Source organism: Citrobacter sp. ABFQG (genome assembly GCF_004322975.1).
GTDB lineage: Bacteria > Pseudomonadota > Gammaproteobacteria > Enterobacterales > Enterobacteriaceae > Citrobacter > Citrobacter freundii.
Map to the genome: position 1 here is coordinate 842053 of NZ_CP036435.1, position 25731 is coordinate 867783.

The following is a 25731-nucleotide window of genomic DNA, read 5'->3' on the forward strand; positions in this document are numbered from 1 at the left end:
TAAAAAATATAAAGCGAAATCTGTGCCAACTTTTAAATTGCCCCTAAAAGGCGTTATCATGCGCACTATCGTGCAAAGGGGCTGCACCATGAAGGTTGTATTGCACCATTATAGTGCTTTAATGTGAACATTAAGCACCATATTGGTGCAAAGCATGTCAGATTACCCCTTTTAACGCTCCGTGAATGTGATCACAAAGAAACTCTGCAATACTTGTTTGCGGAGGATGTTTGTGATCCTGTTTTGTACTGCGATTAATCCGTGTACAATAACGCGCTATTTCTAAAATGCCTGAGGCAAAGTTGTGATCGAAAATTTGCGTAACATCGCCATCATCGCGCACGTAGACCATGGTAAAACGACCCTGGTAGACAAGCTGCTCCAACAATCCGGTACGTTCGATGCACGTGCTGAAACCCAAGAGCGCGTGATGGACTCCAACGATTTGGAGAAAGAGCGTGGGATTACCATCCTCGCTAAAAACACCGCTATCAAATGGAATGACTACCGCATCAACATCGTTGATACCCCGGGGCACGCCGACTTCGGTGGTGAAGTTGAACGTGTAATGTCCATGGTCGACTCCGTGCTGCTGGTGGTGGATGCAATGGATGGTCCGATGCCGCAGACGCGCTTCGTGACCAAAAAAGCCTTTGCCCATGGCCTGAAGCCAATTGTTGTTATCAACAAAGTTGACCGTCCTGGCGCGCGTCCTGACTGGGTTGTTGATCAGGTATTCGACCTGTTCGTTAACCTCGACGCTACCGACGAACAGCTGGACTTCCCGATCGTTTACGCTTCCGCGCTGAACGGTATCGCAGGTCTGGATCACGAAGATATGGCTGAAGACATGACTCCGCTGTATCAGACCATCGTTGATCGTGTACCGGCTCCGAACGTAGACCTTGATGGCCCGCTGCAGATGCAAATCTCTCAGCTGGACTACAACAACTACGTTGGCGTAATCGGCATCGGCCGTATTAAACGCGGTAAAGTTAAACCGAACCAGCAGATCACTATCATTGATAGCGAAGGTAAAACCCGTAACGGTAAAGTCGGTAAAGTTCTGACCCATCTGGGTCTGGAACGTATCGAGAGCGATATTGCCGAAGCCGGCGATATCATCGCGATTACCGGTCTGGGCGAACTGAACATCTCCGACACCATCTGCGATCCGCAGAACGTCGAAGCGCTGCCGGCTCTGTCCGTTGATGAACCGACCGTAACCATGTTCTTCTGCGTAAACACCTCTCCGTTCTGTGGTAAAGAAGGTAAATATGTTACCTCTCGTCAGATCCTTGACCGCCTGAACAAAGAGCTGGTGCACAACGTTGCGCTGCGCGTTGAAGAAACCGAAGATGCGGATGCGTTCCGTGTATCCGGTCGTGGTGAGCTGCACCTGTCTGTTCTGATTGAAAACATGCGTCGTGAAGGTTTCGAAATGGCGGTTTCCCGTCCGAAAGTTATCTTCCGCGAAATCGATGGCCGTAAACAAGAGCCGTTCGAAAACGTAACGCTGGACGTCGAAGAGCAGCATCAGGGTTCTGTCATGCAGGCTCTGGGTGAGCGTAAAGGCGACCTGAAAAACATGAATCCAGATGGCAAAGGCCGCGTACGTCTTGACTACGTGATCCCAAGCCGTGGTCTGATCGGTTTCCGTTCAGAATTCATGACCATGACTTCCGGTACCGGTCTGCTGTACTCCACCTTCAGCCACTACGACGATGTTCGTGCGGGTGATGTGGGTCAGCGTCAGAACGGCGTACTGATCTCTAACGGCCAGGGCAAAGCAGTTGCGTTCGCACTGTTCAGCCTGCAGGACCGCGGTAAGCTGTTCCTGGGTCACGGTGCTGAAGTTTACGAAGGCCAGATCATCGGTATTCACAGCCGCTCTAACGACCTGACTGTAAACTGCCTGACCGGTAAGAAACTGACCAACATGCGTGCGTCCGGTACTGACGAAGCAACGGTTCTGGTTCCGCCGGTTAAGATGACTCTGGAGCAGGCTCTGGAATTCATCGATGACGACGAACTGGTAGAAGTTACTCCAACCTCTATCCGTATTCGTAAGCGTCACCTGACTGAAAACGATCGTCGCCGTGCAATGCGTGGCGCGAAAGAAGAGTAATTAACGCTCTTTCTCAGGTAAGCATAAAAAAGCCGCTGATTATCAGCGGCTTTTTTTATCATCAGCAGTATCAGAAGAAATACTTTGCCCCAACACGAATCTGGTTTTGTTCGCGATGATAAGGTTCAACATTGCGATCTAACCAGCGTAATTCCAGGTAGGGCAACCAGTGTTCATTGATCCGATATTTAAAGGTATTGGTAATTTCCCAGTGATGATCTTTTCCGTTGCTGCTATTGAAGTCATTGACTCGCATAAAATAGTGCGGTTCAAAGGTATAGGAAAATTTATCGGTAATGGCAAAGTTCCAGTAGTTACCTATTTCATAGGTATCATTATTATCCAGGTCACCGTTCAGGTCGGTTGAACTGTAGTTATTATGATTATATCGATTACGCACGGTAAGATTAAACCATGGTGTAAATTTATAGTTAACATCCAGATAAACAGCACCGCCAGAACCAATACTCTTATCGTTTATTAGCCCGCCAGGTTGGATTGTTAATTTATCTGTCGGTTTAAATAACGGATACCAGCCCTCTATTTCGTTATAGCCGTGTTTTAGCTCATCCTTGCGTTGCATCGTGTAGGTGTTGGTGAGCATGATACCTGCGCCCATATCAGAGTTATAGCCGACGCGCATCATGACCTCTATTTGATCGGACGCCAGATTATATGCTTCCCGGTTTTCTACATAGGCTCCAGCGAAAGCAGAGGTTGATACCACAGAGGATAAGAAAATTATTGTCGTTAATTTTTTCATGATAAATCCATTTTTTAAGCGTAGGGAGGCCGCCATCCATTGGGATGGAATAGGCGGCTATTATTTTTATACGTTTACAGCAGAGGTATTCTTTTTATTGGTAATAGGGTCCGGTTGGATGTTGTTTTTCTTCCGTTGGCTGATTTCCTCAATAATAAAAGCAAAACGTGTTTCGTTGAGTTTATAAAAGAAGCCCATTGTGAGTGCTGCAATAATTGCAAGTCCGCAAGGCCAGAGAAAGATGAGTTGACGCAAACCGAGCAGGGTAGCATCGCTCTGGGCTATGTTGGGGATATAACCGATTTGTGTCAGCATAATCCCAGGCAGGAAGCCTGCGAGCGCCGCGGAAATTTTGCGCGAAAAGGTATAACCCGTATATACCGAGCCTTCCGCACGGATCCCCGTCTTCCATTCTCCATAATCGACCGTATCCGGAACCAGCGCCCAGTTCAGGCTGTTAACAAAAGCGGTTCCGAAGAAGGCCATGCAAGAAAACATCACGAATAAAAATGACGTGCTGCCCCAGAAAAAGTTCAGCACATCGCCGATTGCCCATAGCGTCAGACCGCCGAGGTAAACCTGTTTTTTACCGAAGCGTTTTACAGCTGTGGGAACCAGCAGTACCCCAACCAGAATGCATCCCATGCTGAAGAAACCCATCCACGACAGCAGATGTATATCGTTCAGCACGTACTGGGTGTAATACACCTGAATCGCCAGCTTAATGTTGAATGCCGCCAGCGTGCACAAGTTGGCAACACATAGCACCAGTAGTGGAGGGTTACGGAAAATGGCGCAGAACGATTTGAGAATACTGGGCTTATGATGGTCCGGCACGATTTCGATATAGCGTTCCTTCACACCGCTAAAGCACCACCACATACTGAACAGTCCGCAGACAGAGAAGAGCAGTGCGGCAATCAGATAACCCAGCGAAGGTGAACTGACAAATAGCGCCTGAATTGGCATAAAGCCAACGGTACACAGTAACAGGCCTACGGTAGCGCCGCCCTGACGCCAGGCGGCGAGCTGAGCGCGTTCATGTGGATTTTTAGTAATTGCAGGCACCATCGCGCCGTAGGAACAGTTCATCAGGCTATAGAACAGGCCGAACAGCATGAACAACACCGTTGCCAGTCCCGTTTTCACTGTTAGCGTAAATCCTGTCGCTAAAAACTGCGCGCTGGCGACGACGGCGACAGGAAATGACGCATACAAAATAAAGGGTCTGAATTTCCCCTTTGCGCCAATATTACGCCTTGAGTCCAGCAACACGCCGGTCAGAATATCGGTGAAGGCGGTGAAGAACTTCGCTACTAAAAAGATAATCCCACCGTACCAGGCCGGCATCCCTAGTTCATCGGTATAAAATTTAAGCAGATACAGCGTGCCGATACACAGCATCAAATTTGAGCCGAAGTCACCCACTCCGTAGGCGAATTTTTCACGCAGGCTCAGTTTTAGCGTTAGCGGATCATGAAAAGACATAATCGCTCCTCAATAGCGCCCCGTAGAGCGCTATTCATTATTATTATCAAACGGTTTGTTTACGCGCTTCTATCTCTTCAACGATGCGGACATACATCTTCTCGTTAAGGTTGTAGAAACAGCCCATAGCTACAATGGTGATCACCGCCAACGCGCAGGGATAAATAAAGATCAGCTGACGCAATCCTTCGACCGTACTGGCAGATTGCACCACGTTGGGGACATAGCCGATTTGCGTCAGCATCCAGCCGGGGAAGAATCCTGCCAGCGCTTGTGACACTTTACGAAAGAAGGTGAAGCCGGTGTATACCGTTCCTTCCGAACGTACGCCGGTACGCCATTCGCCATATTCCACCGTGTCAGAAACCAGTGCCCAGTTCAGGCTGTTGACGAATGCTGAGCCGAAGAACGCCAGGCACGAGAAAGCGACAAAGCTGACGGAACCGCCGCCAAAGAAGTAGTTCAGCAGATCGCCCGCGACCCAAATCAACAAACCGCCGATGTAGACCTTTTTCTTGCCGAAACGTCTGACCATTCCCGGCATCAAGAAGACACCGATGAAGATACAGCCCATGCTGAAAAAGCCCATCCAGGAAAGGAGGATCGGGTCGTTCAGTACGTACTGGGTGTAATAGACCTGAATCGCCAGCTTGACGTTAAACGCGCCAAGTGTGCAAAGGTTGGCAACGCACAGAATAAACAGCGGGCGGTTACCTGCGATGGCGCGGAAGGATTGCAGCAATCCCGGTTTTTGCGCGGCATCAACGGGTTTCACTTCCACGTAGCGTTCTTTAACCCCGGCATAGCACAGCCACATAAACAGCAAGCCGAACAGAGAGAATAAGGTGGCGGCGAAGATATAACCCAACTGTGAGTTGCCTTCGATCAGGTTCATTACTGGCACAAAACCGACGGTGCACAGCAGCAGGCCAAGAGTGGCTCCGCCCTGTCGCCAGGCTGCCAGCGAGGCGCGTTCGTCCGGGTTTTTGGTGATCGCGGGGACCATCGCACCGTAAGAGCAGTTCATCATACTGAAGAACAGTCCGTACAGCATAAACAGTACCGTTGCCATCACCGTTTTACCGGTGACTTCAAATGGTGTACCGACAAAGTTCGCAATCGCCAGCAGCGTCACTGGAAATGCGGCATACAGAACGAACGGGCGGAATTTGCCTTTCGGGCCGATTTTGCGGCGCGAGTCGAGCATAATCCCAGTCCCCATATCGGTAAACGCGGTAAAAAACTTGGCGATAAGGAAAATGATACCGCCATAAGTTCCAGGTAAACCAAGAACATCGGTATAAAACTTGAGTAAATAGAGCGTACCTATGTCCAGCAGGATATTGGAACCTAAATCACCCATCCCATAGGCGAGTTTTTCTTTGAACGGCAAACGTAGGGTTGCCGGATTAGAAGAGGTCTGACTCATTATTATTCTCCATGTGCCCGTGAGTCTCCCCACGGGCGAGCCGTTTTAGATGTTGCGTAAAGTGGCAAACAGTGACGCCCATTCACTCTTCGCGCGATAAAACACCGGAGGCTTGCCAATCGGCGCATCCACGGTAATTTCACCGCCCTGATAGGTTTCCCCGGTCCAGACATTTATCCAGCTATCTTCCGGCAGATACAGGGTCCAGTCGGATTTGCCTTGCTCGTGAACTGGCGCGACCAAAAGATCTTGTCCCAGCAGATACTGATATTTCAGGGTATAGGTACGCGCATCGTCTTCGTAATGCAGGAACAGCGGACGCATCACCGGCAGACCGGTAGCGCTGTTTTGCGCGACGGCCTGTTTGAGATACGGTTTCAGGGTGGTAAACACGGTGGTCATTCGTGCAAAGTGGGCGATGGTTTCAGCATCACCATCAAACTGCCAGTTATCGCTTGGGCGGTTACCCTCGTGGGTACGCATCATCGGCGTGAAGGCGCTGAAGTCACACCAGCGCAGCAGCAGTTCTTTGCTGCGTTTCATGTCAAACAGGGTGGTGTAGCCGCCGATATCGCTGTGGTGCAGACCGTGACCGGTCATCGCCAGTGAGAGCGCCGCAGGAACGACGGAAGCCAGACCGTCGTCAAGGCTCCAGTCCACGTTCTGATCGCCCGCCCACATCATGGTGGAGTATTTCTGGCTGCCGGTGTAACCCGCACGCATAAAGAACAGGATCTCGCCGAGTTTGCCGGTCTCCTGTAGCGCTTCGTAGTTACATTTCGCCCACAGTGCGGGCCAGGCGTTGTGCATGATCTCGGCGCTGACGCCGTTGTGCAGATACGTATCTGTCGGCAGGTATTCGCCAAAATCTGCCATCCAGCCGCCGCAGCCCAGTTCGATCATGTTTTTCTTGATGACCTCTTTGAACCAGTCGTAGGCTTCCGGGTTGGTCAGATCGACCACGCCGCCGTAAAACTCGCCAAACTCTACGAGGTAATCGCCGCCGGATGCATCTTTCGCCAGATAACCGTGTTTGGCCGCTTCGGCACAGAGATCTTTATCGCTGGCAACATACGGGTTGATGTAGGAGAGGAACTGCACGCCTTCTTCTTTCCACTGCTTAATACGGCTATCCAACTGCGGATAATTGTCGCTGTTCCATTTCCAGTTCCACATCACGCGCTTGCCAAAGGAGGTCATGCGGATCCCGGACCAGTCCTGCGCCCAGATGCCGTTTACTTTCACGCCTGCGTTACGCATGGTGTCCAGTTTGCTCTGGCAAACCTCAGTACCGCCCTGAATACCGAGCGTGACGCCATCGTAGATCCAGTCCGGCAGCTCCGGCTGGCGTCCTAACAGCGCAGTCAGTTTTTCCAGCAGAGAGATGTAGGTATCAGCGCACTCAAAGCGCAGGGTGGTTTTGTCCTCCCACAGCGCCAGTTCGTGATACTCCGGCGCGCTGAAGTCGAAATTCATATAGCAACTGTTATCAACGTGGCAGTAGTACTTCTGCGTGCTGACGAAGGTCGGCTGTGGGAAGAAGGTCCAGTAGTAGTCGCCACCGGCGTTCTCTTTACAGTCGGCTTGCCAGGTGACATAGCTGTTTTTGTTTCGGCCCACGCCCTGTTCGCTGGTCCACAGCGGGAACGGCTTACCGCGTAAGTCGAAATAAGAGAACTGTTCGCCGCAGCCGTAAATATGATCGTCCGCCCTGGCGGCCAGACGCAGCCAGATGCGGTTATGGTTGAGATCGCCGTTGTGCAGATCCAGCTTCAGGCGACCCTGTTCATCGGTGGAAATATGCAGCGTGGCGTTGATGGTATCACCGCGGCTGAAATGCACCCGCCAGCCGTCTGGGGACTCGCTTACAGTGGCGCCAGTTAGAGCAATCTTCTCATTGAGCCTGTCTTTAATGCTGAAGTTGCCGCGAAACATGTCAATGTCGGCAACGCCAGCGCCGACCCACAGGCAGGGCGTTTCTGTGCTGTGGCGTAAAATCAGGCGCTGGTGGTACGTTAAAGCAAATCCATCAGGTAATGATGTGAGTTCTATGGCGGTTGACCGTTGTTGTAGCGAATTCATTGTCGTCTCCGTAAAAATAGGGTAATTCGGTAATTTGTCGGAAATCTGTTATTCACTGCCGATTAAAAAATGCATCTGATGTTGTTCTCCGGGCGCGAGATGAATCAGGCTAATTCCGGAGTTAAAGGCGTCTGGCGGGCAGGTCATCGGTTCAACCGCCAGGCCACGCCGTGCTAATTTTTCGCCGGTATACACTTGCAACCAGGGCTGGTGGCTGCGTAAAAAAGTGGACATGTTTTGCGATGGGCTGGTCATCCTGACTTCCCACTCAGCGTCAGGTGGCATAGTCCTGAACGTATGATCGATAGCGGTCTGCGCAATGCGTTGCGGCGTGGTGAAATATCGTTCATCACATGTTTCTTCAATCACCGGGAGTGTTAATTCACAGTCATCAATGGGTTGCAGATTGCAGGTCAAATAGGGATGTGCTCCCGCGCCATACGGCGCGATTTCGTCACCCACATTCTGTGTGCGGATAAAAACGTGCAGTCCACGGGTTGCCTCCAGTCGGTAAATCACCTCTGAAACCAGCGCGAAGGGATAACCATAAGAAGGCGGCAGAAAAATCGTCAGCGACACTTCCGATGCCGACTGCTGGTTAATCTGCCAGTCCCGCCAGGCCAGTAACCCATGAATGGCGGTATGTGAAACCGAGTCGTTAACGGCAAGCTGGTAATCCTTGCCGTTATAGTGATAGCTGCCGTCTACAACGCGGTTTGGCCAGGGGATTAACACTTTCCCCAAGTGTGCCAGCGGCATTTCTTCCGGTTTGTGGGGAATAACGATATGACGCCCACGGTGCGTCAATTCTGCTAGCCCAGCGCCAACCGTGACGATTTTCGCCTGGTAGTGTCCGGCCTGAAGATGAATGGTTTTTCCACCGCTATGCATGGCAGCCCACCTTGTTACTTATTTAGCGTTGATATCCAGCAGACCGGCGGCAACAGCCGGAGCAAGGCCCGGAGCCAGCGGCAGACGTGGGATCACCAGGCAGTGCAGCAGGTGATAAATATCCTGCTTGCCGTCCCAGACTTTGGTGGTCACCTTGTTATCGGTGTCCAGCTCTTGCCACCATGAACCGGTCTCGTAATCCATCAGGTAGGTAATGCAGTAATCCCACCATTTCTGGTACCAGGCTTCGTACTGGCTGTCGCCTGTGAGGGTGTACAGGGCGTAGGCGGTACCCATCGCTTCGACTATCGGCCAGCGCACTCTTTCGCGAACGATCGGTTTGCCGTCCCAATCCACCGAATAGACAAAACCGTCTGCGCCGTCCGGTGCCCAGGCGTCGCGGATAGTGGCGTGGAAAAGTCCTTTTGCATCTTCCAGCAGCCAGGCAGGAGGCGTTTCAAAGCGAGCTTCTAGCGCAGCATGCAGATGCAGCATCAGGCGGCCCCACTCGATCCAGTGACCCGGCGTGCCACCGTAGGCGCGGAAACGGTGAGCTGGGTTGTCCTTGTTGTAATCGCGGATTGGGTTCCACTGTGAATCGAAGTGTTCATTGACGCGGTACTCCCCGCTACGGGCCACGTCGTGAATAATCACCGAAGCGATACGCAGTGCGCGATCGAGCCATTTACGGTCATGAGTAACGTCATACACGATCAGGAAAGCCTCGACCGCGTGCATGTTAGCGTTGCCGCCGCGATAATCTTCTGTCTGGCTGAAGGCTTCGTCCCAGGACTCCAGGCACATTTGTTCGTCTTCGCTCCAGAAGTACTTCTCAATCACCTCGATGGCGTCATCCAGCAATTTTCTGGCCTGTGGATGACCGGTAGTGACCGCGCTTGCCGCGCCAAGTAAAACGAAGAAATGCTGATAACCCTGCTTGGAGGCATCCATCACGCCTTCGTCATTGACGCAGGCGTACCAACCGCCGTAGCGTGTGTCGCGTAGCGCGCCGTTCAGCGCCTTAATGCCGTGGTCGACGAGTTGATATGCACCTGGGCGACCCATGGAGGCGGCAACGGAATAGACGTGCAGCATGCGGGCGGTGATCCACAGATGTGTTCCCATATCCGCTCTGACCTGACCACTGTTTCCTAACCAACCAAACCCGGTGGGCACCGCCGCGTTCTTACCAAAGTTAAAGATGCGATCGGTTTCTTGTTCCAGCCAGCGGTTGTGGCTTAGGGTGTTAAACCATTTCATGCTTTGATCCTCGATTAGCGGCGGGCCATCATTTCGTCGACGATATCGCCCAGACGCTGCAACTTCGGTGCGGAAACATCACGCAGCATCAGTTCGGTATCCGGCAGACCCACGACGGATGACCAGACCGCACGCCCGGCCAGGAAGCCGGATGCGCCTGCGGTCATTGCTACGCTGACCGCGCGTGGGAACAGTTTTTCATCCACACCAGAGGAGAGAATGACCCACGGCATGTTGATGTTTTCATTCAGGCGCTGAGAGGCGCTAAGCAATTCCTGTTGGGTTCCTTTGCCGTACAGCGGCATTTCGACCTTGTAGAGATCGGCACCGCTGTCGCCCAGCTCTTTCGCGGCATCGATGATGGCCTGTTCACGGCAGAACTTATCGCCACGACGCGGTGGGCGAACAACCGGCTCGATGATGCTCAGCAGCCCATTGGAATGGCATAGCTCATTAAATTCTTTCACCATGTCCAGGCGCTGTTGGGCATCTTCATCGCTACGCCACAGCACCAGCAATTTGAGAGCCTTGGCGCCATCTTGCTTCACAGCCTGCGGGTTGATTTTTTTATCAATCACTACGCTATCGACCGGAATTCCGTTACCCGGAATAAACTCATCAGCGGCCACAATCATGGCGCAGCTTTTGGCTACCGCGTTTTGCTCTACAACCTGGCGGTAGCAGAACTGCTGATCGACCAGAATGGCGGAGGCATAGGGGGACAGGATCTTTGCCGCATTGACTTTGAAATCGGTCAGCACGCTGTCATTGACCGGGGATTTTGCACCCGCAGCGGCAAACATTAAGCGCATGGCTTCGCGCTGATCGACCGCCAGCATGGCAAAACCGCCGGAAGCTCGGGTGATATCTTTCAGGGTGTACTTCGTCATTGTTCAGTCCTTACTTATCTGTGTGTTTATTTAGCCCGGCGGATGCGCGAACCTGTTCAAGAATGGCCGTCCAGTCTTCCCGGCCACGGCCAGCGGCGCGTGCCTGGTTATAGACTTCGCGGGAGGCGGCACCGAGCGGCATCGGCACATGTAGTTGGTTGGCAACGTCCAGCGCGATGCCAAGATCCTTGTGAGCTAAATCGATCATAAAAGCCGGGGAAAGATCGCCTTTCAGCACTTTGTTCGGCCAGGAGGTAGTGAAGTGGCCTTTCCCGGCGGGAGTGCCGCTCATGACTTGCAAGGCCACATCGAAGGAGAGGCCGAGCGCTTCGCACAACACGGCGGCTTCAGCAGACAAGGCGTTTAACGCGATGCTCATGTAGTTGTTGATGAGCTTGACGCGAATGCCCATGCCGGGTCCGCCTGCGTTGATCAATTCATTACCCATCGCCATCAGAACCGGTGTGGCGCGTTCTACCTGCTGTGCCGTTCCACCTGCCAACAGCAACAGCGTTCCCGCGATAGCGTGATCGGAGGTACGTCCAACCGGGCAATCCATCATGTCGAAGCCTTTGTCACGCATATCGGCGATCAGTTTGTCGGTTTGCAGTGGGTGAATAGTCGACATATCAATCACTAATGCCTGTGGGGAAAGGCTTTCACAGATACCCTGCTCGCCGAACAGTACGCTGCGCACCAGATCGCCGTTTGGCAGCATTGTGATGACAAATTCTGCCCCTTTTACTGCCTGAGCCGGGCTGCTGGCAGGTTGGGCTCCTTTTTCCACCAGGCGCTGAACGGCATCCGGGTTAACGTCAAAGACGCTGAGTTGATGACCCTGCTTCAGCAAGTTGCTCGCCATGGGTGAACCCATCTGACCTAATCCGATAAATGCTATAACTGCCATAACGTTCTCCTGAGACGTGGATGTCATTTTTTGTCATTTAAGGCCGTTTGTTTTTGTCTGTTTTTGATCGTATTTGTAATTTATGGTCAAAAAATTGACAGCCGTCACTTTTTAAACATTTTGTGAAATTAAAATGATCCCATCTTGAAACGCCTAAGGAATGACCATGATTCGTATTGCTTGTGTAGGTATTGCCGTGATGGATCGCATCTATTACGTGGAAGGTTTACCGACCGAAGGAGGTAAGTATGTGGCGAAGCGTTATACGGAAGTGGGCGGCGGGCCTGCTGCAACGGCCGCAGTGGCTGCAGCGAAGCTGGGCGCGCAGGTGGACTTTATTGGCCGTGTGGGCGATGACGACACCGGAAATAGCCTGCTGGCGGAGCTGGAATCCCTGGGGGTAAACACCCGCTACACCCGGCGCTATGCGGGGGCAAAGTCTTCGCAATCGGCAATTATGGTTGATGCGCAAGGAGAACGGATTATCGTTAACTATCCCAGCCCGGATTTACTGCCGGATGCTGCCTGGCTGAATAAGATCGATTTTTCCCAGTGGGATGTGGTGTTGGCGGATGTTCGCTGGCACGAAGGCGCCAGGCAGGCGTTCACGCAGGCGCGTCGGGCGGGAGTGATGACGGTACTGGATGGTGACGTCACGCCACAAGATATCAGTGAGCTGGTGGCGTTGAGCGATCATGCGGCGTTCTCTGAACCGGGTCTGGCGCGTTTAACCGGGATAAATGATTCTGAAGCTGGACTTAAAAAAGCAAAAACGCTCACAAATGGTCAGGTCTATGTGACACGAGGGAGCGAAGGCTGTGACTGGATAAAAAATAATACGTTGCAGCATCAATCTGGATTTAAAGTCGATGTTGTGGATACTACGGGAGCTGGGGATGTTTTCCACGGTGCGCTCGCATTCAGCCTGGCGGGTGGCGATGCTCCAGAAGAGGCCGTCAGGTTTGCCAGTGGGGTTGCTGCGTTAAAATGCACTCGCCCGGGAGGAAGGGCCGGAATCCCTGACTGTGATCAAACCCGATCTTTTCTGTCACTTTTTGTATAAAATGCCAGGGCAATGGTTTTTCGAGGAAATTTCATGAGTCTTACCGAACTGACCGGTAACCCGCGGCACGATCAGCTGTTGATGCTGATTAGCGAGCGCGGTTATATGAATATCGACGAGCTGGCGAGCCTGCTGGACGTGTCAACGCAAACTGTGCGTCGTGATATTCGTAAACTCAGCGAGCAGGGATTAATTACGCGTCATCATGGTGGCGCGGGCAGAGCCTCCAGCGTGGTGAATACGGCGTTTGAGCAGCGTGAAGTTTCCTGGACGGAAGAGAAGAAGGCCATCGCGGAAGCGGTGGCTGACTACATTCCCGATGGATCAACGGTGTTTATTACCATTGGCACCACCGTTGAGCAGGTGGCCCGCGCGCTGTTAAACCATAATCATTTGCGCATTATTACCAATAGCCTACGCGTGGCGCACATTCTGTATAACAACCCACGTTTTGAAGTTATGGTACCAGGTGGAACGTTACGCCCGCACAACAGCGGCATTATTGGCCCTTCTGCTTCAGCATTTGTGGCTGATTTTCGGGCCGACTACCTGGTTACCAGCGTTGGTGCGATCGAAAGTGATGGCGCGCTGCTGGAGTTTGATGTCAATGAAGCCAGCGTAGTGAAAACGATGATGTCCCATTCAAGACACATTCTGCTGGCAGCGGATCATACGAAATATACGGCTTCTGCCGCGGTAGAAATTGGTAACGTGTCTCAGGTGACTGCGCTGTTTACTGATGAATACCCAGGTCCGGCATTGCACAATTTACTCCAGTCACAGCAGGTTGAAATTGTGCAGGTGAGTCCTTCACAGGATGATGCTCTGGCCGTGTAATTCTTCCCAATGATGGCCCGATAACTTCGCAGCCATCACTCTCGCATAGTCAAACTTCTCCTTTCCCGCTACAGTTATTCATCCACGGCGAATAAGGAGAAGGGCATGCTCTATATCTTTGATTTGGGTAATGTGATTGTCGATATCGACTTCAACCGCGTGTTGGGCACATGGAGCGATCTAAGTCGTGTACCGCTGGCTTCGCTAAAGCAAAGTTTCACCATGGGGGAGGCTTTTCACCAGCACGAGCGAGGCGAAATAACGGATGAAGCCTTTGCCGAGGCGCTATGTCATGAGATGGCGCTGCCGCTAAGTTACGAGCAGTTCTCTCACGGCTGGCAGGCCGTTTTTGTCGCCTTGCGCCCTGAGGTCATCGACATCATGCAAAAGCTGCGTGAGCAGGGGCATCGGGTGGTCGTCTTGTCGAATACTAACCGCCTGCACACCACGTTTTGGCCGGATGAATATCCCGAGATCCGTCAGGCTGCTGACCATATTTACCTTTCCCAGGACCTGGGCATGCGTAAACCGGAAGCGCGGATTTACCAGCACGTCCTGCAGTCTGAAGGTTTTTCTGCGCACGATGCGGTCTTTTTTGACGATAACGCCGATAATATTGAAGGGGCTAACCGGTTAGGGATCACCAGTATCCAGGTCGTCGATAAAAAGACCATTCCTGACTATTTCGCGACGTTGTTATGCTAAAAAATGTTCAGCAGCAAGCCAGGCATCATACGCGTCCCGTACGAGACTGGCTGAAGCTATTATGGCAGCGGATTGATGAGGACAACATGACGACGCTGGCAGGGAATCTTGCCTACGTTTCATTGCTCTCATTAGTGCCGCTTATTGCCGTCGTATTTGCGCTTTTCGCCGCATTTCCGATGTTTTCCGACGTCAGTGTCCAGTTACGTCATTTTATTTTCGCAAACTTTATCCCGGCGACGGGAGACGTCATTCAACGTTATATCGAACAGTTTGTCGCCAACTCGAACAAAATGACGGCAGTCGGGGCATGCGGGCTGATTGTCACAGCGTTATTGTTGATGTATGCCATTGATAATGCGTTGAATACTATCTGGCGCAGTAAGCGTACTCGCCCTAAAGTTTACTCTTTCGCCGTCTACTGGATGATTTTAACGCTGGGGCCGCTGTTGGCGGGGGCCAGTCTGGCGATCAGCTCTTATCTGTTGTCATTGCGCTGGGCCAGCGATCTCAACACGGTGATTGATAACGTCCTGCGTATTTTCCCGCTGGTGCTTTCCTGGCTCTCGTTCTGGCTGCTTTACAGCATCGTACCGACTACGCGTGTACCCAACCGTGATGCGGTTATTGGTGCCTTTGTGGCTGCTGTGTTGTTCGAAGCCGGAAAGAAAGGATTTGCGCTCTATATCACGATGTTTCCGTCTTATCAGCTCATTTACGGTGTTCTGGCGGTGATCCCTATTTTATTTGTCTGGGTATACTGGACCTGGTGTATCGTCTTGCTAGGCGCGGAAATAACTGTCACTCTCGGGGAATACCGCAAACTTAAACAAGCCGCAAAAGAAGAAGAAGCAGAGCAACCATGATTGCATTAATTCAGCGCGTAACCCGTGCCAGCGTCACCGTGGAGGGTGAGGTGACGGGTGAAATTGGCCCAGGACTTTTGGTCCTGTTAGGTGTCGAAAGGGATGATGACGAACAGAAAGCGAATCGCCTGTGCGAGCGTGTACTCGGTTATCGAATCTTTAGCGATGCCGAAGGCAAAATGAACCTTAATGTGCAGCAATCAGGGGGGAGTGTACTGGTGGTTTCACAGTTTACGCTGGCGGCAGATACCGAGCGTGGCATGCGCCCGGGGTTTTCGAAAGGCGCAGCGCCCGAGCGTGCAGAAGCGCTGTATGAGTACTTTGTTGAGCGTTGCCGCCAACAGGAAATGAATACGCAAACTGGTCGATTCGCTGCGGATATGCAGGTTTCACTGGTTAATGATGGCCCGGTGACGTTCTGGTTACAAGTATGAACCAGCTACCGGTATGGCCGCGGACAACAAGAGAGAATACGACTATGTATCACCTTCGAGTACCGCAAACAGAAGAAGAATTGGAGCGTTACTACCAGTTTCGCTGGGAGATGCTGCGTAAACCATTGCACCAGCCAAAAGGCTCCGAACGGGATGCATGGGACGCGATGGCGCATCACCAGATGGTGGTGGACGAAGAGGGGAATCTGGTTGCGGTAGGGCGTCTGTATATCAATGCGGATAACGAAGCTTCCATACGCTTTATGGCAGTAGACCCTTCCGTGCAAGAGAAAGGGTTGGGCACGCTGATGGCGATGACTCTGGAGTCTGTGGCGCGTCAGGAAGGGGTCAAACGCGTAACCTGTAGTGCCCGTGAAGATGCGGTCGAATTTTTCGCCAAGCTCGGTTTTGTGAGCCAGGGAGAAATCACCACGCCGCAAACCACGCCGGTGCGCCACTTTTTGATGATTAAGCCCATTGCGACGCTGGACGATATTCTCCATCGCGGGGACTGGTGCGGACAGCTACAACAAGCCTGGTACGAACATATTCCATTGAGTGAGAAAATGGGCGTACGCATTCAGCAGTACACTGGGCAGAAATTTATCACCACGATGCCCGAGACAGGCAATCAGAATCCGCACCATACCCTGTTTGCCGGTAGCCTGTTTTCACTGGCTACGCTAACGGGCTGGGGACTTATCTGGCTGATGCTGCGCGAGCGTCATCTGGGTGGGACAATAATCCTGGCCGACGCGCATATCCGATACAGCAGGCCGATCACCGGGAAACCAACTGCTATTGCCGATCTGGGGTCGTTGAGCGGTGACCTCGACCGCCTGGCAAGAGGTCGCAAGGCGCGCGTTCAGATGCAGGTCGGGGTGTTTGGCGATGACACTCCGGGCGTCGTGTTTGAAGGTACTTACATTGTGCTACCTGCGAAACCGTTTGGCGCATATGAAGAAGGCGGTAACGAGGAAGAGTAGGTCCTCTGGCTAAAATGTAATGTTGGGTTCATTTGCTGATGTAAAATGCGGATTATGAAAATGCCATAATCCGCATTTTGATAAAAATCGCATGCTGTCGATGATTGTATTGACGGGTACCTTCCTTAATTTCAGAACTTATGAACATCCTTATTCGCCAAGCCTCCAGGCCACATCTCGCATCACATTTCGTGCCGCCGGGCTCACCCCTGCCAACTGGAAAAAACCGTGGATGACGCCGAGATAGCGTTGGCAAGAGCACTCCACGCCTTGCTCCAGGAACCGTTGATACAGGGCTTCACCCTCATCTCGCAGTGGGTCGAATTCGGCAGTAATGATGTGCGTGGGCGGTAAACCGTTGAAGTCTTTGCGCCAGAGTGGGCTGACTTCGGGATGTAATGGATCGGTTTTCGGCATATACATTTCGTAGCCCGAAAGCAGTGTATCGCGAGTGATAATGTAATCCCGTCCATTATGGTCATAGCTCGCAAAGCTGGCGGTTGCGTCCAGCATCGGGTAGATCAGCATAAGCTGTGCAGGTTGCCATTGCCTGGCAGCTTTCAGGCGTAGTGCGGTGACCAGCGCCAGGTGTCCACCTGCGCTGTCGCCAGCAAGCGTAATGTTGTCCCGGTCTACCCCCAGTTTCTGGGCATACTTCCAGATGATATTGGCCCCGGTTTCAGCATCGTTATGTGCTGCCGGGAAGGTATGCTCTGGTGCGAGGCGATACTGCACCGCAATGATCCGACAGCCGCTGTACCTGGCGAGTTGCCTTAGCTGGTTATCATGTGTGGCAAATCCACCGCTGACAAAGCAGCCGCCGTGATAATAGATAACGCAGGGGAGATTTCCCGTGCTGCCCCGCGGCGAAATAACGCGAAATGCCATGGCATCGAGTTCAATATCTTCAGCCTGTACGCGGGTTTCAGTTTCTCCGGCCAGCGCCGTACTGGCAATATAGGCCGCTCTCCGGTCATCAATATTCTGCTCACGGGAAGAAGGGCGTCCCGCCGCGATAAATGCCTCAACTAACTGCGCAATCCCGCTTTCCAGTGCCATTTTTAAATACTCTTATCTGTATGGATATACAGGTTTATAACCTGGATTACTAAGAATGAAAATGGGAAAAATAGGGGTGGGTATGATTCTGGAAAGCGGCTCGCAAAAGTAAAAATCGTTCGCGTGGAGGCTATTTTCTCGCTTTTTTCAGGTGTATGTTGTGTGGAAATTAATCGCTGATGATATACTTGAGGTATATATGAGTATGATGGCTGGGATGGATATGGGCAGAATTTTACTCGATTTATCAGATGAAGTGATTAAACGTCTTGATGATCTCAAGGTGCAGCGCAACCTGCCGCGAGCAGAACTTTTACGGGAGGCCGTTGAACAGTATCTTGAGAGACAGGATCAGGCTGAAACCACAATTTCACGTGCTCTTGGGCTGTGGCAAGGCTGTGAGGAAGATGGTGTTGAATACCAGCGTAAACTCCGTGAGGAATGGTAATGGTCAAAGGATCCGCGCTTTTTGATACCAACATCCTCATCGATCTGTTTAGTGGGAGAAATGAAGCAAAACTAGCGATAGAAACATGGCCGCCGCAGAATGCAATCAGCCTCATTACATGGATGGAGGTGATGGTGGGTGCAAAAAAATACCATCAGGAAGCCCGTACTCGTGTTGCGCTAGGTGCTTTTAACGTGATCGGCGTTTCACAGGATATTGCTGAACGAAGCGTGAGTATCAGACAGGAATATGGGATGAAATTGCCGGATGCCATTATTTTGGCAACAGCACAGATTCATCGTCTTACGCTGGTTACGCGAAATACTAAGGATTTTGCAGGCCTATCCGGTGTGGTCACACCGTATACATTATAACCCGGGCGACTTACGCCGCCCGGTAGTGCGAAGAACTTACTCCCCTTCACCCGGGAACAGGAACGGGTTGATGGAGCTGCGGGCAAAGCCCTCTTGCTCCATGTGCGCGTCCAGCATCAGTGAGGCGAGATCGTCGGCCACGGCTTCGACTTTCGGGTCTTTTTCCTGATAGAGAATCTTCAGGTAAGTCCCGCAGTCGCCGCAGCTTTCAGCTTTGATTGCCGCCTGTTCGTTATCCAGTGACCAGTAGTTCAAATCACGGCTCTGCTCGCAGTTGCTGCACTTCACGCGCACCACGTGCCACTCGGTTTCGCACAGGTTGCAGTGCAGATAACGCAGACCCTGGGTGGTACCGATTTGCACCATGCTGGAGACCGGCATTGAACCACACACCGGGCAGTACTGACGCTGTTCACCGTATTCCGCACGGGCTTTGCCGGGGATCAGGCTTGCCATCTGCGCCCAGTAGAGCGACAGGGCAGCCCAAATGAACGGTGCTTTGTCGCTGCTGACGGAGGCAAAATCAGAGGCAAACAGCGCGCTGGCCATCAGCTCCAGTTCTTGCTCTGAGGCTTTTTCCAGATTCTCGATCACCGCTAACGCGGGACCGCTCATCTCTGGCTTCAGCTCAGCAATCAACGACTGCAGCAGCTTTTGCCAGTGCTTGTCGCGTGGCAGGACGTGGATATCCAGCGGCGGTTTGCCCTGATCGTTCGCTTCTTTGATGCGCGCGGTCAGATCCATCTGCAGCGGATGGTCGTACAGCACCACTTCCTGCGCGTGGGCGATCAGCGCGGCAAAGCGCAGGTAGTCGCCCAGCGGGTTGTTCTCGGCCAGCTCGCGCAGGCGCTCAGCGCGGCGGTTATACAAATTTTTGAGTCTGGGGAATAATAACGGCGGAATCATATCCGCCGTGCGTTTCTCGCTCTTCTCCAGCTCATCTTGCGGGATTATGCGAATACTCATTCAGATGACTTTTCCTGTTTCTGGCGGACTTCACGGTACCAGCGCGGGTGATGTTTCTTCGCCCATGAGCTGGTAACCCATCCTTCCACCATCGCGGTAATGGTGCCTTTCACCCAAAGGGCGGCGTAAATGTGCACCATGATAACCACAATTAGCGCTACTGCGGCAAATGAATGCAGCATTAACGCGAATCGGATCACCGGGATTGAGAAAGCAGGTGCAAAATACGGACGCCAGATGACCACTCCGCTCACCAGCAACAGGACCAGGAAGATAATCGCCGCCCAGAATACGCATTTCTGGCCGAAGTTATAACGTCCCGTGTCACCTACTTCCTCGTTGACGACAATCTTACGAATATTCTTCGCCCAAAAGATATCATCCCGATTGATTAGATTGTGGTGCCAGTAACGGAAAAACATGATGATAAACGAGGCAAACATGATCACGCCGACAAACGGGTGCACAATTCGCGCCAGTTGCGGAGTGCCCATGATGTGCATCAGCCAGTTAAAAGACGGGAAGAGAAAGCCCATCCCGCTCACTGCCGCCAGAATGAAGCAGAAGGCAGTGATCCAGTGGTTGATGCGTTCCGGCGCCGTGTAGCGCACGATGGTGTCACGTCGTTTCATTTGCGCACCTCGTCTTTTTCTTCATGCAGGTTGTCTTCTTCCTCTTCCGCGCGGTTCGGGCCTACACCGACGTAGTGGAAGATACTGGCCGCAAATGTCGCTGCAAAGCCGACGGCTGCGAGAGGTTTCCAGATGCCTTTCCAGAATTTCACGGTGGCGCTGATTTCCGGGTTCTCCGGCAGGCCATGATACAGATTCGGCTTGTCAGCATGGTGCAATACGTACATGACGTGCGTACCGCCAACGCCTGCCGGATCGTACAGACCCGCGTTTTCGTAACCACGCGTTTTCAGCTCCGCCACACGCTCGCCTGCCAGCGTTTTCATCGACTCTTTAGTACCGAAATGAATCGCGCCGGTTGGGCAGGTTTTCACGCAGGCCGGTTCTTGCCCGACCACGACACGGTCAACGCACAGCGTACATTTGTAGACGCGGTTGTCTTCCGGGTTGAGGCGCGGCACGTCGAACGGACAGCCTGCGATACAGTAGCCACAGCCGATGCACTGCTCGGACTGGAAGTCGACGATACCGTTGGCATACTGAATGATTGCGCCTTCAGCCGGACACGCCTTCAGGCAGCCCGGATCGGCACAGTGCATACAGCCATCCTTGCGGATAAGCCACTCCAGTTTGTCGTTCTGTTCCACTTCCGAGAAGCGCATTACCGTCCAGGATTTAGCGGTCAAATCAGCCGGGTTGTCGTACACCCCAACGTTGTTGCCCACTTCATCACGGATGTCGTTCCATTCAGAACACGCCACCTGACACGCTTTACAGCCGATACAGGTGGTGACGTCGATAAGCTTCGCCACCTCTTCCTGATGGTCCCGCGCCTGAGGCGCGGGGGTGAAACCGTTAGTGGCGGAACGACGAATGATGTCTTGCGATTGATAAGCCATAGGTCGTCTCCGTTACACCTTTTCCACGTTCACGAGGAAGGACTTAAATTCCGGCGTCTGCGTGTTCGCATCACCGACGAATGGCGTTAACGTGTTAGCGATAAAGCCTTTTTTCGCCACACCTTCGTAGCCCCAGTGAATCGGAATACCGATGGTGTCGATATCCTGACCGTTGGCCTTCAGCGTGCGAATACGTTTAGTCACCACTGCTTTGGCTTTAATGTAGCCGCGGTTAGAGGAGACTTTGACGGTATCGCCATGAGAGATACCGAGTTTATTCGCCAGCTTCTCGCCAATTTCCACAAACTGTTCCGGCTGTGCGATGGCATTGAGCAGCGCATGCTTGGTCCAGTAGTGGAAGTGCTCGGTCAGACGATAGGTCGTACCGACGTACGGGAATTTATCTGCTTTACCCAGTGATTCCGCGTCACCTTTAAAGATGCGCGCGGCAGGGTTAGAGATAACGTTCGGGTGCAGCGGGTTAGTCCCCAGCGGCGTTTCAAACGGCTCGTAGTGTTCCGGGAACGGACCTTCCGCCATCTTATCGATAGCAAACAGGCGTCCCATCCCTTCCGGTTGCATGATGAACGGCCCAACGTTGCTGCCAGGTGCGGCGGCGCTGTAGTCCGGAATATCCATCCCGCTCCATTTCGCCCCATCCCATTTCAGGATCTGACGTTTTGGATCCCACGGATTCCCCTGCGGATCAGCGGAAGCGCGGTTATACAGAATGCGTCGGTTGAGCGGCCACGCCCATGCCCAGCCCAGCGTGTTGCCAAGGCCTGATGGGTCGGCGTTATCGCGACGTGCCATCTGGTTGCCTTCCGGCGTCCAGCTACCGGCAAAAATCCAACAGCCGCTGGAAGTGGTGCCGTCGTCACGCAGTTGGGCGAACGAGCTAAGCTGTTGGCCTTTCTTAACGATGACTGCACCTGTTGCCGGGTCGATAATGTCGGCCAACGCTTTACCGTTGCTCTCCATCGCCACTTCTTCCGAAGCCGGTTCGTGTGGTGTGGAGTAGTTCCAGGTCATGCTCAGCACCTGTTCCGGGTTCGCGCCACCCTGCTCGGCATACATCTTGCGCATGCGCAGGAAGATACCGGCGAGGATTTCACCATCGGTAACGGCAATCCCCGGGGCGTCCGCGCCTTTCCAGTGCCACTGCAACCAGCGACCGGAGTTGACGATAGAACCGTTCTCTTCGGCGAAGCAGGTGGACGGCAGACGGAATACTTCGGTCTGGATTTTCGACGGGTCAACATCGTTCGACTCACCGTGGTTCTGCCAGAAGGTAGACGTTTCGGTGTTGAGTGGGTCAATGGTGACCAGGAATTTCAGTTTGGACAGTGAAGCCACGACCTTGTTTTTATTCGGGAATGACGCGACCGGGTTAAAGCCCTGGCAGATATAGCCATTCACTTTGCCCTGGTTCATCATCTCGAAGTACTGCAGCACGTCGTACCCTTTATCCCACTTCGGCAGCAAGTCGAAGCCCCAGCTGTTTTCCGCTGTCGCTTTATCGCCAAAGAAGGCTTTCATCATCGAAACGAAGAATTTCGGGTAGTTACCCCAGTAGTTCACCTGACCTTCCAGCAACGGTTTTGGCGTGTTGGCGGCAAGGTAGGTTTGCAGGTCAGTCTGTTTTTCGCTCGGCAGCGTCATATAGCCAGGCAGGCTTTGTGACAGCAGGCCTAAGTCGGTCAGACCCTGAATGTTGGAGTGGCCGCGCAGGGCGTTAACACCGCCGCCGGCCATCCCCATGTTGCCAAGCAGCAACTGGATCATCGCCATGGTACGGATGTTCTGCGCACCTACGGAGTGTTGTGTCCAGCCAAGGGCGTACAGGAACGACGCGGTTTTATCTTTGGCACTGGTTTCTGCGATGTACTCACAGACCTTCAGGAAGTCAGCCTTTGGCGTACCGCAGATATTTTCTACAACGTCCGGCGTATAGCGGGAGACGTGCTGTTTCAGCAGGTTCCACACGCAGCGCGGGTGTTGCAGGGTGACATCGCGTTTGGCGAAGCCTTTTTCATCCAGCTCGTAGTTCCAGCTGGTTTTGTCATACTTGCGTTTGTCCGCGTCGTAGCCAGTGAACAGGCCATCTTCGAAACCGTAATCCTCACGCACGATCAAGCTGGCGTTGGTATAGGCCTCAGTGTATTCGCGGTTGAATTTTTCGTTGTTCAGCAGGTACAGCAAGACGCCTGACAGGAAAGCAATGTCAGTACCGGAACGAATCGGCGCATAGAAATCAGCCACCGCTGCGGTTCGCGTAAAGCGCGGATCGATCACAATCAGCTTCGCGCCGTTGTGAATTTTAGCTTCCATCGCCCAGCGGAATCCGACCGGGTGAGCTTCAGCGGCGTTACCGCCCATCACCACAACGAGGTTGGCGTTTTTAATGTCGACCCAGTGGTTGGTCATCGCACCGCGACCAAATGTTGGAGCAAGACTTGCTACCGTTGGTCCGTGTCAGACGCGTGCCTGGTTGTCGACCGCGAGCATACCGAGCGCGCGGGAGAATTTTTGCGTTAAATAGCCGGTTTCGTTACTGGAAGCGGAAGCACACAGCATCCCAGTGGAAAGCCAGCGGTTAACGGTTACGCCTTCGGCGTTTTGTGCAACGTAGTTTGCGTCGCGGTCTTCTTTCATCAGCTTAGCGATGCGGTCAAATGCCTCATCCCAGCTAATCTGTTGCCACTTATCAGAGCCTGGTGCGCGGTATTCCGGGAATTTCAGGCGACTTTCGGAGTGGATGAAGTCCACAAGCCCTGCCCCTTTCGGGCACAACGCGCCACGGTTCACCGGGTGATCCGGGTCCCCTTCGATATGGAAGATGGATGCTTTGGCGTTTTTTGCTCCGTCACCGAGACTGTACATTAACAGTCCACAGCCAACGGAACAGTAAGTGCAGGTGTTACGGGTTTCGCGGGTACGCAGCAGTTTATATTGCCGTGTTTCCGCGAGCGCTACGCCGGGTGCAAAACCCAGTGCCGCTGCCGTGGTGCCTGCCATACCGCCAGCGCAGATCTTAAAGAACTGCCTTCTGCTGACCTGCATGGTTTGCTCCTTTTTCGACATTGTCACGTTCCCTTCACTTTTCCGTTACTCGAGCGTGAGGGAAGTGGTTGTTATTTTTCTTTGCGGACGGGACCGCAAAGGTCCAGAATTGGGTGAATTTCCCTCCCTCCAGGAGGGGTTTGTAAAGAATACCACAATGTTGGTATGCGTGTTCCAATATGGTTAAAAGAAAGTGAATAAGATTATTCGAGAAAACATCAAAAATGTGACGACTTTGACAGGATCGCGCCAGTTGACCCTCTGGAAACGCGAGGATTTGCAACATCCTCAGCCGGATGTCGTCGCTGAAGAAGTACCGGTTGCGCTGGTTTACAACGGGATTTCGCACGTGGTGATGATGGCGTCACCGAAAGATCTTGAGCACTTTGCGATGGGCTTTTCACTTTCTGAAGGCATTATTGAGCGCCCGCAGGATATCTACGCAATGGAAGTGGTTCCTTCCTGTAACGGATTAGAAGTGCAGGTTGAGCTGTCCAGTCGCCGATTTATGGGGCTGAAGGAACGTCGTCGCGCGCTGGCCGGTCGCACCGGTTGCGGCGTTTGTGGCGTGGAGCAGCTCAATGACATTGGCAAGCCAGTCCAGCCGCTGCCGTTTACCCAGACATTCGATCTGGCGAATCTCGATCACGCTTTACGCCATCTCAATAATTTTCAACCCGTGGGGCAACTGACAGGCTGCACACACGCGGCTGCCTGGGTACAGCCGTCAGGTCATCTGGCGGGCGGGCATGAAGATGTTGGGCGTCATGTTGCGCTGGATAAACTGCTGGGGCGACGCGCAATCGAAGGGGAAACCTGGCAACAGGGCGCGGTATTAGTCTCCAGCCGGGCCAGCTACGAGATGGTGCAGAAGTCGGCGATGTGCGGCGTGGAGATTCTGTTTGCTGTGTCTGCCGCGACAACGCTGGCGGTAGAAGTTGCCGAGCGCTGTAACCTGACGCTGGTGGGTTTTTGCAAACCGGGCAGGGCGACGATTTATACGCATCCACAGCGTCTGGTCGCGCAGTGACGCCACCAGGCGGCCAGAATACTGCCTGAAAATGCTAGTTCCATGATTACGGCAACCGGCGAGCCAACAATCACATTGTTCAGTAGCCAACACAGGCTTCCGCACAATGTGTATCCCCGTAATTTTCCGCTGCGTTTTTGAAACGACGCAAAAGTCATCAACAGGCTTCCCATCAGCGGCAAAATACTCGACAGATTTTGCCAAAGATAAATGCTACACAGCAGCGATCCCAGCATATATCCCCACATCACCCAGCGGTGAAACGTGATGATGGCCGTCGCATAGCGGCAAGCGGCAATGATCATTAGCCCAGCCGCAGCGTGTTGATCCAAAAGATAGAAATGGATAGCTAACAGGGAAGTAGAGCCGGTGAGCAGCGTTAAAGTGATAGCCCGGCGTTGAAAATGAAAAGCGGAAATATCCAGTAAGAAGCTGATGCCAGCCAGCATCTGAGAGAGAAGAAATGCGTTCATTGTGGTCGCCATCGATTAAAGAGTGACGGGACAATAATCGACGCATCAACGTAAGGCG

The 25731-nt window shown here is 52.8% G+C and carries 24 protein-coding genes; 10 read left to right on the forward strand and 14 right to left on the reverse strand.

Translation table 11 applies throughout. From position 1 onward, the window contains the following. The first annotated feature begins 304 nt into the window (after positions 1–304). Positions 305–2128, forward strand: a complete 1824-nt coding sequence (gene typA, locus WN16_RS04165; RefSeq protein ID WP_003028641.1) for a ribosome-dependent GTPase TypA — start codon at positions 305–307, stop codon at positions 2126–2128. 70 nt (positions 2129–2198) lie between these two features. On the opposite strand, the gene ompL is transcribed toward typA, so the two are convergent. The 8 genes from ompL to yihU form a co-directional block, all read right to left on the reverse strand. Next, positions 2199–2891, reverse strand: coding sequence for a porin OmpL (ompL, locus tag WN16_RS04170; RefSeq protein WP_003028643.1), 693 nt, complete (start codon positions 2889–2891; stop codon positions 2199–2201). A 66-nt stretch (positions 2892–2957) separates the two neighbouring features. After that, a complete protein-coding gene (locus WN16_RS04175) occupies positions 2958–4379 on the reverse strand; it encodes an MFS transporter (protein ID WP_032950664.1) in 1422 nt (473 codons plus the stop codon). 46 nt (positions 4380–4425) lie between these two features. After that, on the reverse strand, positions 4426–5808 hold the full coding sequence (locus WN16_RS04180; protein ID WP_003028647.1) for an MFS transporter: 1383 nt from the start codon (positions 5806–5808) through the stop codon (positions 4426–4428). 45 nt (positions 5809–5853) lie between these two features. After that, positions 5854–7890 carry an alpha-glucosidase gene (locus WN16_RS04185; protein ID WP_044701811.1) on the reverse strand — a complete coding sequence of 679 codons (2037 nt, stop codon included), beginning with the start codon at positions 7888–7890 and terminating at the stop codon, positions 5854–5856. Between the two features lie 48 nt (positions 7891–7938). Continuing rightward, positions 7939–8781, reverse strand: coding sequence for an aldose-1-epimerase (locus WN16_RS04190; protein ID WP_016151256.1), 843 nt, complete (start codon positions 8779–8781; stop codon positions 7939–7941). An 18-nt stretch (positions 8782–8799) separates the two neighbouring features. After that, on the reverse strand, positions 8800–10041 hold the full coding sequence (gene yihS / locus WN16_RS04195) for a sulfoquinovose isomerase (protein WP_003028654.1): 1242 nt from the start codon (positions 10039–10041) through the stop codon (positions 8800–8802). A gap of 14 nt (positions 10042–10055) precedes the next feature. Then, positions 10056–10931: a sulfofructosephosphate aldolase gene (gene yihT / locus WN16_RS04200; RefSeq protein ID WP_003028656.1), complete on the reverse strand. Its 876-nt coding sequence runs from the start codon at positions 10929–10931 to the stop codon at positions 10056–10058. A gap of 10 nt (positions 10932–10941) precedes the next feature. Then, positions 10942–11838: a sulfolactaldehyde 3-reductase gene (gene yihU, locus WN16_RS04205; protein ID WP_008323155.1), complete on the reverse strand. Its 897-nt coding sequence runs from the start codon at positions 11836–11838 to the stop codon at positions 10942–10944. Positions 11839–12004: 166 nt separating this feature from the next. On the opposite strand from yihU, the gene WN16_RS04210 reads away from it, so the two are divergent. From WN16_RS04210 to fabY, 6 genes are all read left to right on the forward strand, one after another. After that, positions 12005–12901, forward strand: a complete 897-nt coding sequence (locus tag WN16_RS04210; protein WP_044701814.1) for a sugar kinase — start codon at positions 12005–12007, stop codon at positions 12899–12901. 33 nt (positions 12902–12934) lie between these two features. Further along, positions 12935–13738 carry a DeoR/GlpR family DNA-binding transcription regulator gene (locus WN16_RS04215; RefSeq protein WP_003847907.1) on the forward strand — a complete coding sequence of 268 codons (804 nt, stop codon included), beginning with the start codon at positions 12935–12937 and terminating at the stop codon, positions 13736–13738. 105 nt (positions 13739–13843) lie between these two features. Further along, positions 13844–14443 carry a glucose-1-phosphatase gene (gene yihX / locus WN16_RS04220; RefSeq protein ID WP_016151258.1) on the forward strand — a complete coding sequence of 200 codons (600 nt, stop codon included), beginning with the start codon at positions 13844–13846 and terminating at the stop codon, positions 14441–14443. Further along, positions 14437–15309: a virulence factor BrkB family protein gene (locus WN16_RS04225; protein WP_003028669.1), complete on the forward strand. Its 873-nt coding sequence runs from the start codon at positions 14437–14439 to the stop codon at positions 15307–15309. Before yihX ends, WN16_RS04225 begins: the two co-directional genes overlap by 7 nt. Beyond that, positions 15306–15743 carry a D-aminoacyl-tRNA deacylase gene (gene dtd, locus WN16_RS04230; RefSeq protein WP_003028671.1) on the forward strand — a complete coding sequence of 146 codons (438 nt, stop codon included), beginning with the start codon at positions 15306–15308 and terminating at the stop codon, positions 15741–15743. The genes WN16_RS04225 and dtd overlap by 4 nt, the downstream gene beginning before the upstream one ends. A gap of 44 nt (positions 15744–15787) precedes the next feature. Beyond that, the gene (gene fabY, locus WN16_RS04235; RefSeq protein WP_003825286.1) at positions 15788–16729 is read left to right on the forward strand and encodes a fatty acid biosynthesis protein FabY; all 942 of its coding nucleotides are present in this window, start codon (positions 15788–15790) and stop codon (positions 16727–16729) included. A gap of 150 nt (positions 16730–16879) precedes the next feature. On the opposite strand, the gene WN16_RS04245 is transcribed toward fabY, so the two are convergent. Continuing rightward, complete coding sequence (locus WN16_RS04245) at positions 16880–17788, reverse strand: alpha/beta hydrolase (RefSeq protein WP_044701816.1); 909 nt, start codon at positions 17786–17788, stop codon at positions 16880–16882. A 205-nt stretch (positions 17789–17993) separates the two neighbouring features. On the opposite strand from WN16_RS04245, the gene WN16_RS04250 reads away from it, so the two are divergent. Continuing rightward, positions 17994–18236, forward strand: a complete 243-nt coding sequence (locus tag WN16_RS04250) for a CopG family transcriptional regulator (protein ID WP_043018956.1) — start codon at positions 17994–17996, stop codon at positions 18234–18236. After that, entirely contained in the window at positions 18236–18610 is a 375-nt protein-coding gene (locus WN16_RS04255) for a type II toxin-antitoxin system VapC family toxin (protein ID WP_003028682.1), read from the forward strand. Before WN16_RS04250 ends, WN16_RS04255 begins: the two co-directional genes overlap by 1 nt. A gap of 36 nt (positions 18611–18646) precedes the next feature. Here the strand turns inward: WN16_RS04255 and fdhE are convergent, their stop codons facing one another. From fdhE to fdnG, 4 genes are read right to left on the reverse strand one after another with little or no spacing between them, the layout of a single operon-like run. Then, positions 18647–19576, reverse strand: coding sequence for a formate dehydrogenase accessory protein FdhE (gene fdhE / locus WN16_RS04260; RefSeq protein WP_003028685.1), 930 nt, complete (start codon positions 19574–19576; stop codon positions 18647–18649). Then, on the reverse strand, positions 19573–20208 hold the full coding sequence (gene fdoI / locus WN16_RS04265) for a formate dehydrogenase cytochrome b556 subunit (RefSeq protein ID WP_003028686.1): 636 nt from the start codon (positions 20206–20208) through the stop codon (positions 19573–19575). Before fdoI ends, fdhE begins: the two co-directional genes overlap by 4 nt. After that, positions 20205–21107 carry a formate dehydrogenase O subunit beta gene (gene fdoH / locus WN16_RS04270; RefSeq protein WP_003028691.1) on the reverse strand — a complete coding sequence of 301 codons (903 nt, stop codon included), beginning with the start codon at positions 21105–21107 and terminating at the stop codon, positions 20205–20207. The genes fdoI and fdoH overlap by 4 nt, the downstream gene beginning before the upstream one ends. A 12-nt stretch (positions 21108–21119) precedes the next feature. After that, positions 21120–24170 carry a formate dehydrogenase-N subunit alpha gene (gene fdnG / locus WN16_RS04275; RefSeq protein ID WP_088169089.1) on the reverse strand — a complete coding sequence of 1017 codons (3051 nt, stop codon included), beginning with the start codon at positions 24168–24170 and terminating at the stop codon, positions 21120–21122. A gap of 193 nt (positions 24171–24363) precedes the next feature. Here fdnG and fdhD point away from each other — a divergent pair, with 193 nt between their 5' ends. Continuing rightward, positions 24364–25200: a formate dehydrogenase accessory sulfurtransferase FdhD gene (fdhD, locus tag WN16_RS04280; protein WP_071681347.1), complete on the forward strand. Its 837-nt coding sequence runs from the start codon at positions 24364–24366 to the stop codon at positions 25198–25200. Here the strand turns inward: fdhD and WN16_RS04285 are convergent. Continuing rightward, a complete protein-coding gene (locus tag WN16_RS04285) occupies positions 25167–25673 on the reverse strand; it encodes a YgjV family protein (protein WP_044701822.1) in 507 nt (168 codons plus the stop codon). The two genes, fdhD and WN16_RS04285, sit on opposite strands and share 34 nt — an antisense overlap. Positions 25674–25731: the final 58 nt, after the last annotated feature.

What these genes read in the sequence shown, in the direction of transcription:
- fabY (WP_003825286.1), top strand. Translation starts at nt 15,788, where the DNA reads ATGTATCACCTTCGAGTACCGCAAACAGAAGAAGAATTGGAGCGTTAC.
- WN16_RS04215 (WP_003847907.1), top strand. Translation starts at nt 12,935, where the DNA reads ATGAGTCTTACCGAACTGACCGGTAACCCGCGGCACGATCAGCTGTTG.
- fdhE (WP_003028685.1), bottom strand. Translation starts at nt 19,576, where the DNA reads ATGAGTATTCGCATAATCCCGCAAGATGAGCTGGAGAAGAGCGAGAAA.
- yihX (WP_016151258.1), top strand. Translation starts at nt 13,844, where the DNA reads ATGCTCTATATCTTTGATTTGGGTAATGTGATTGTCGATATCGACTTC.
- yihU (WP_008323155.1), bottom strand. Translation starts at nt 11,838, where the DNA reads ATGGCAGTTATAGCATTTATCGGATTAGGTCAGATGGGTTCACCCATG.
- fdoI (WP_003028686.1), bottom strand. Translation starts at nt 20,208, where the DNA reads ATGAAACGACGTGACACCATCGTGCGCTACACGGCGCCGGAACGCATC.
- WN16_RS04250 (WP_043018956.1), top strand. Translation starts at nt 17,994, where the DNA reads ATGATGGCTGGGATGGATATGGGCAGAATTTTACTCGATTTATCAGAT.
- WN16_RS04185 (WP_044701811.1), bottom strand. Translation starts at nt 7,890, where the DNA reads ATGAATTCGCTACAACAACGGTCAACCGCCATAGAACTCACATCATTA.
- WN16_RS04210 (WP_044701814.1), top strand. Translation starts at nt 12,005, where the DNA reads ATGATTCGTATTGCTTGTGTAGGTATTGCCGTGATGGATCGCATCTAT.
- WN16_RS04225 (WP_003028669.1), top strand. Translation starts at nt 14,437, where the DNA reads ATGCTAAAAAATGTTCAGCAGCAAGCCAGGCATCATACGCGTCCCGTA.
- WN16_RS04285 (WP_044701822.1), bottom strand. Translation starts at nt 25,673, where the DNA reads ATGAACGCATTTCTTCTCTCTCAGATGCTGGCTGGCATCAGCTTCTTA.
- fdoH (WP_003028691.1), bottom strand. Translation starts at nt 21,107, where the DNA reads ATGGCTTATCAATCGCAAGACATCATTCGTCGTTCCGCCACTAACGGT.
- dtd (WP_003028671.1), top strand. Translation starts at nt 15,306, where the DNA reads ATGATTGCATTAATTCAGCGCGTAACCCGTGCCAGCGTCACCGTGGAG.
- ompL (WP_003028643.1), bottom strand. Translation starts at nt 2,891, where the DNA reads ATGAAAAAATTAACGACAATAATTTTCTTATCCTCTGTGGTATCAACC.
- WN16_RS04175 (WP_032950664.1), bottom strand. Translation starts at nt 4,379, where the DNA reads ATGTCTTTTCATGATCCGCTAACGCTAAAACTGAGCCTGCGTGAAAAA.
- WN16_RS04255 (WP_003028682.1), top strand. Translation starts at nt 18,236, where the DNA reads ATGGTCAAAGGATCCGCGCTTTTTGATACCAACATCCTCATCGATCTG.
- yihS (WP_003028654.1), bottom strand. Translation starts at nt 10,041, where the DNA reads ATGAAATGGTTTAACACCCTAAGCCACAACCGCTGGCTGGAACAAGAA.
- WN16_RS04245 (WP_044701816.1), bottom strand. Translation starts at nt 17,788, where the DNA reads ATGGCACTGGAAAGCGGGATTGCGCAGTTAGTTGAGGCATTTATCGCG.
- yihT (WP_003028656.1), bottom strand. Translation starts at nt 10,931, where the DNA reads ATGACGAAGTACACCCTGAAAGATATCACCCGAGCTTCCGGCGGTTTT.
- WN16_RS04190 (WP_016151256.1), bottom strand. Translation starts at nt 8,781, where the DNA reads ATGCATAGCGGTGGAAAAACCATTCATCTTCAGGCCGGACACTACCAG.
- WN16_RS04180 (WP_003028647.1), bottom strand. Translation starts at nt 5,808, where the DNA reads ATGAGTCAGACCTCTTCTAATCCGGCAACCCTACGTTTGCCGTTCAAA.